Origin of the sequence: Spirillospora sp. NPDC049652, from assembly GCF_040675125.1 — a bacterium.
GTDB lineage: Bacteria > Actinomycetota > Actinomycetes > Streptosporangiales > Streptosporangiaceae > Spirillospora.
Genome location: NZ_JBFAOF010000501.1, coordinates 1 through 5,292 on the forward strand (window position 1 = coordinate 1; position 5,292 = coordinate 5,292).

Below are 5,292 nucleotides of genomic sequence, written 5' to 3' on the forward strand. Positions count from 1 at the left end.
CCGGCCGGGACGCGGGCTCGTGCCTCGTGTGCGCCACGCCCCGCCTCCTCCCCGCTTCGTCCGTCAGGGGACCCGTAGCCGCAAGCCCTCGGCGGGAAGCCCAAAACCCGTCACAGGTTGGGCAAAAAGCCGAGACCGGACGGCACGAAAGGCCCGCCGCACCGCGCCGTCCGCGCGGGACTCCGTGCGGGACTCCGCGCGGGACTCCGTGCGGGACTCCGTGCGGGACTCCGTGCGGGACGCGGTCAGGAGAGGGCCTGCGCGAGGACCATGCCGGTCCAGGCCGCGCCGAGGCCGGCGCCGATCGACGCGGAGACGTTGAGCACCGCGCAGGGCCGCGCCCCGCTCTCGGCGAGCCGGACCGTCTCGTAGCCGAACGTGGAGTAGGTGGTCAGGGCGCCGCAGAAGCCGGTTCCGGCGAGCGCCATCAGGCCGCCCCCGGCCGGGAGGGCCGCGAGGAACCCGAGCAGCAGGCAGCCGAGGACGTTCACGGCGAACGTCCCCCACGGGAACACCGAGTCGTGCCGGGCCTGGACGGCGCGGTCGGTCAGGTAGCGCACGGGCGCGCCGAGGGCCGCGCCGAGCGCGACGAGGAGCAGCGTCATCGGACGTCCCCCTTCGAGGCGGAGGCGCGGACCCCGCCGGGTGCGCTGGCCCTGTCCGGCGCACGGTCCGGCGCGGCGGTCTTGGAGCGGGTCCTGGTGGCGGTGAGCGCGCGGGTCAGCCGGACGCCCGTCCAGACGGCGGCGAGGGCCGACACCAGCGTCGCGGCGAGGTAGGCCAGCGCCGTCCCGGGCGCGTCGTGCCCGGCGGCCTGGTGGACGTCCACCATCGCGGTGGAGAAGGTGGTGAAGCCGCCGAGGACGCCGACGCCGAGGAAGGGCCGCAGCAGCGGGTGCGGGCGGATCGCCTCGGTGATCACGACCATGAGCGCGCCGATGAGCAGGCAGCCGGAGACGTTCGTCCAGAAGGTGGCCCAGGGGAAGCCGCCGGGGCCGTGCGGGAAGGCGGTGCTGAGGCCGTACCGGGCGAGGGCTCCGAGCATCCCGCCGACCGAGATCGCGCCGAGGGTGGTCCAGGGGGCGCGGGGCAGCTCGCGGCGCTGCGCGGGGACGCTCAGCTCCACGTCGGGATCGACGGGCAGCCGGGGGTCGGACATCGGTTCCTCCTACCAGGGCATGGCGGACTACGCTGGCAGGGACCGTTGGCAAAAGGCTTCGCGGTTCTCCCCGCGCCCGCGTGGGCGGGCGGTCCGGGGGCGGCGGGCCCCACCGCCGCGGCCTCGTCGACACGAGAACCTCACGTCATTCTAGCCAATCCCGCCCCCTCCGGCATGCGGCGCGGCTCACACGCGGGAGCGCCCGGCCCGGCCGGCTGCCGGGGCGGGCGCGGTCCGGACGGCGGTCAGTGCCGGCGCGGGTGCGCGTTCGGGTGCGCCGGGACGGCCGGGCGCGGCGCCGGGTGCGCGCTCGACGGCCCGGACGGGCCGGAGTGGCCGGAGGTGGGCCGGAAGACGCCGCTGTAGACGTCCGTCGGGTCGGCCGGGTCACCGGTGGTCGCGACGAGCACGGGCCGGAACGCCGTACCGCCGCTGACCGCGATGGACTCGTAGTCCCCGAGGAAGTGGCCCCATCCCGCGTAGGGCGCGAGCAGCCAGTCGAACACCCGGGAGACCCGCTGCTCGGACGGGTGGCCGCCGCCGCGCGGGAAGGTCGCCATCCACATGGCGGTGGGGAGCGTCGTGGTGTTGCCGGGCCGCAGGTAGCGCAGGTCGTAGTAGGTCGCCGCGAGCTGCCCCCGGTCGTTCACGGCGATGGACGGGGTGAACGCGGGGGCCTCGGCGGCCTGGTTGATCCGGACGGGCGCCGACCAGGTCCGGCCGTGGTCGGTGGAGTGGACGAGCTCGACGTCGTCGTACCTGCCGCCGGTGAACGCCGAGCCCTCGAACGCGGCGTACAGCTCGCCGGTCCGCGGGTCGATCGCGGGGCTGATCAGGTTCGCGCCGCCGCGCAGCGCCTTGCCCGGATCGTCCGGCGCGTTCGGATCGACCTCCGGCACCGAGGTGTCGGGGGCGATGGTGGTCGGCTTGCTCCAGGTGCGGCCCTGGTCGCGGGAGGTGACGACCGCGTAGTGCAGGTCGGTGGCCTGGGTCGCGGTCGGGTCGCTGTAGGTCTGCCACTCGAAGAAGTCGTACAGCGTTCCGGTGCGCGGGTCGGCGACGATGACGTTGCCGATGGTCTGCGAGTTGGGGACCACGCTGGTGTCCACGAAGGGACGTGCGGGCTCCCAGGTGCGGCCGTGGTCGCGGGTGATCGAGATGTAGGACGGGCCGTCGTAGTGCGCGCCCGGCCCGCTCGCGACCTGGTCGATCCGGTCCCAGACCTGGTAGGCGGTGCCGGGGTGGCGCGGGTCGGCGGTGACCGAGTTCTTGTCGTCCACGATCGCCGGGTCGGTGTCGTCGATGAGCTGGGTGACGTGCGTCCAGGTCCTGCCGCCGTCGTAGGACGTCGCGGCGCCGACCCCGTTGCGCGGGCTGTTGACGTCGAAGTCCAGGCCGCTGGAGTAGGCGACGCCGTCCGGCCCGAAGTCGACCCAGGCGTCCGAGGCGCGCTCGTAGTCCAGGCCGCCCGGGGCGCACTTGCTGAACGGCAGCGGGACCTTGGTGAAGTGCCTGCCGTCGGTGCTGTAGGACGCGGCGACGCCGTGCGCGCCGCCGTTCGACCAGCGGTCCTGCTGGTAGGCGGCGATGACGCGGCGCGGGTCGCGCCGGTCGACCGCGACCCACGGCTCGTCCTCGGCCCCGGGCGTGACGACGCCGTGCGGCGTGGCCCCGGCCGTGCAGGACGCGTAGGGGTTGCCGGGCGAGATGTCCTTGACCCGCCCTCCGGCGCCCGAGGCCGGGGCGGCGGACGCGACCCCGGTCAGCGCCCCGCCCAGGATCAGGGCGAGCCCGGCGGCGGTCAGGCTTCGTTGTCTCATTCGGGCGCTCCTCAGTGGACGGGCACGGCCGAGGTGTAGATGTCCTCGTCGTTGGCGGGCGAGGCGTTCGCCGCCGGGGCGGTGCACAGCCCCGGCGGACGGCCCGGGGTCGCGGTGCCCGGGCAGAGGAACAGCTCCGGGTTGCGGGTGTCGGACCACACCGGGTGGGCGGTCGTCGCGGACGCGTCGACCATCATGTAGTCGCCGTAGAACTGGCCGTTGAACTGGCTCGGCGGCGGCATGCTCGACGAGGTCGCCCGCGTGGTGGTGAAGTGCGCCAGGTCGCGGCTGGCCGCCACGGTGATGTCGGAGAAGCCGGTGGTCTCGTCGTCGCCGTACTGCCGGTCGTAGTAGGCGGTGACGAGCGTCCCGCGCGGGGTGAACACCGTGCCCTGCCAGAACTGGTCGGTGCGGGCGCCGTTCCCGGCGACCGGCAGCTTGCGGACGTCGGTGGTGGTGCCGGTGAAGCTCGCGCCGCCGTCGGACGACGCCGACAGCACGATGTCGTTGTTGCAGCCGCCGTTCTTCACGCCGTCGTACAGGCTGCCGAGCCCGGCGTCGAGGGGCGTGAGGCCGGCGGGCGTGCAGCCGCTGCCCTCGTTGGAGTTCCGGTTGACGTAGGAGCCGATGGTGACGACCACGCGCCGCGGGTTCCGCGGGTCGACCGCGATGTTGGGGAAGTTGGTCGCGCGGAAGACCGAGTTCGCACTCGCGCCCTTCTCGGGGACGCAGTCGCGGCCGGGGTTGCGGCCCGCGCCCTGGTAGGTGTCGCAGTCGGGCAGGTCGTAGTAGTCGGCGGCCTTCACCGGGGCCGAGAAGGTCGCGCCGCCGTCGGTGGAGCGGGCGGCGAACACCTGGAACCGGTTGTCCTTGCCGTTCTCCGCGACGTTGTAGTTCGACCAGGTCACGTACAGCGTCCCGTCGGACGCGACGACCGGCTGCGAGCCCTGGTTGTCGTTGCAGCGGCCGTGCGGGGTGGGGATCCCGTAGGTCTGCCCGCACAGCGCCGAGTCGCCGCTGATCAGGACGGGGCTGGAGAAGTGCTCGCCGTAGTCGGCGGACCAGGCCCCGTAGACGTAGGCGGTGCCGTCCTCGGCGAAGGTCGTCCAGGTGACGTAGACGCGGTCGCGGTAGGGGCTGCGGACGTGCGCGTCGACCGTCATCAGCTGCTTGTCCAGCAGGTAGTTCCCCGCGCCGGCCGTGTCGTCGTGCTCCGCGACGGGCCGTCCGGGGAAGTCGAACGACGCGCCGCCGTTGCCGGTCGAGCGGTACACGTAGAAGCCGCTGGACTGGTCGGCGTCCGGGGACACCCCGCTGCCGCGCTTGAACTCCTGGCAGCTCAGGTAGAGGTTGCCGCGGGTGTCCCAGGCGACCGAGGTGTCGCCGCTGGACTGCATGTACTCGCGGGGCTTGCCGCCGAACGCCGCGCCGGACACGAAGCCGTTCGGCGTGGTGGAGTCCGCCCAGGTGCGGCCGCCGTCGGAGGAGTGGTCCACGCCGCAGGTGCCGTCCCCGCGCCGGTAGTCGTTGTAGGACGCGGCGATCCGGCGCGGGTCGTTCGGGTCGACCGCCACCCAGGTCTCGTTCTGCGCCTGCCCGCGTCCGGCGAGGGCCTCGTCGGTGACGTTCTGGCAGTTCTGGTTGACCTTGACGTTAGCCCCCCGCCTGCCGTAGCACCCCGGCGCGGCGGCCCGGCGGCCGCCCGGCGCGGCCTTGCGGGCGGCGCGCTGCGGGCCGAGCGCCTCGGTGAGCGCGCCGGACACGTGGCGCTTCTGGACGGGGGTGAGCTTGTCGTACCCGAACCCCTGGGCGTGCGCCGCGGGCGTGGCGAGGCTCAGGGTCGCCCCGAGCACCAGAGCCGTTCCGGCGGCGGCCAGGCTGCGTGTTCCCATGCGGACTCCTCGGCGAGTCACCGCTACAGACGTGTAGATCTTCACGGCCTTCGCAGGGAACGTAGATCTGCTCCCGTGCCCCTTCAAGCCCCGGTGGCCGACCCCGGTCAACCGCGTCACGTCCGGAAGCGGACGGCCGAGTGGGCCCGGCCGCCCCTCCGCACCGGCGTCCGGCGCTGGTCAGACGGCCGAGCCGCGTCAAGCAGCCGGACCCCCTCAGCCGGCCGGGCCCCCGTCAGTCGGCCGGGCCCCGTCAGGCGGCCGGTCCCCGGTCAAGCGGCCGGCCTTCGGTTCATGCGGTCGGCGTGGCCCCGCGCCGCCGCATCCGCAGGACGGCCACGAGCGCGGCGGTGGCGAGCGCGCAGACGGCGTACCCGGCGAACCCGGCCTCGCCGATCATGGTCAGGACGCGTCCGGGTCG

4 protein-coding genes are annotated in these 5,292 nt (G+C 74.1%); all 4 read right to left on the reverse strand.

What is annotated here, in order from left to right:
- Positions 1-245: 245 nt before the first annotated feature.
- A complete protein-coding gene (gene crcB, locus AB0J52_RS26250; protein ID WP_500184949.1) occupies positions 246-605 on the reverse strand; it encodes a fluoride efflux transporter CrcB in 360 nt (119 codons plus the stop codon).
- Positions 602-1,159 (reverse strand): fluoride efflux transporter FluC, encoded by a 558-nt coding sequence (locus AB0J52_RS26255; protein ID WP_500184950.1) that lies wholly within the window; start codon positions 1,157-1,159, stop codon positions 602-604. The genes crcB and AB0J52_RS26255 overlap by 4 nt, the downstream gene beginning before the upstream one ends.
- A gap of 245 nt (positions 1,160-1,404) precedes the next feature.
- Positions 1,405-2,979 (reverse strand): sialidase family protein, encoded by a 1,575-nt coding sequence (locus AB0J52_RS26260; protein ID WP_500184951.1) that lies wholly within the window; start codon positions 2,977-2,979, stop codon positions 1,405-1,407.
- An 11-nt stretch (positions 2,980-2,990) separates the two neighbouring features.
- Positions 2,991-4,871 carry a sialidase family protein gene (locus tag AB0J52_RS26265; RefSeq protein ID WP_500184952.1) on the reverse strand — a complete coding sequence of 627 codons (1,881 nt, stop codon included), beginning with the start codon at positions 4,869-4,871 and terminating at the stop codon, positions 2,991-2,993.
- Between the last annotated feature and the right edge of the window lie 421 nt (positions 4,872-5,292).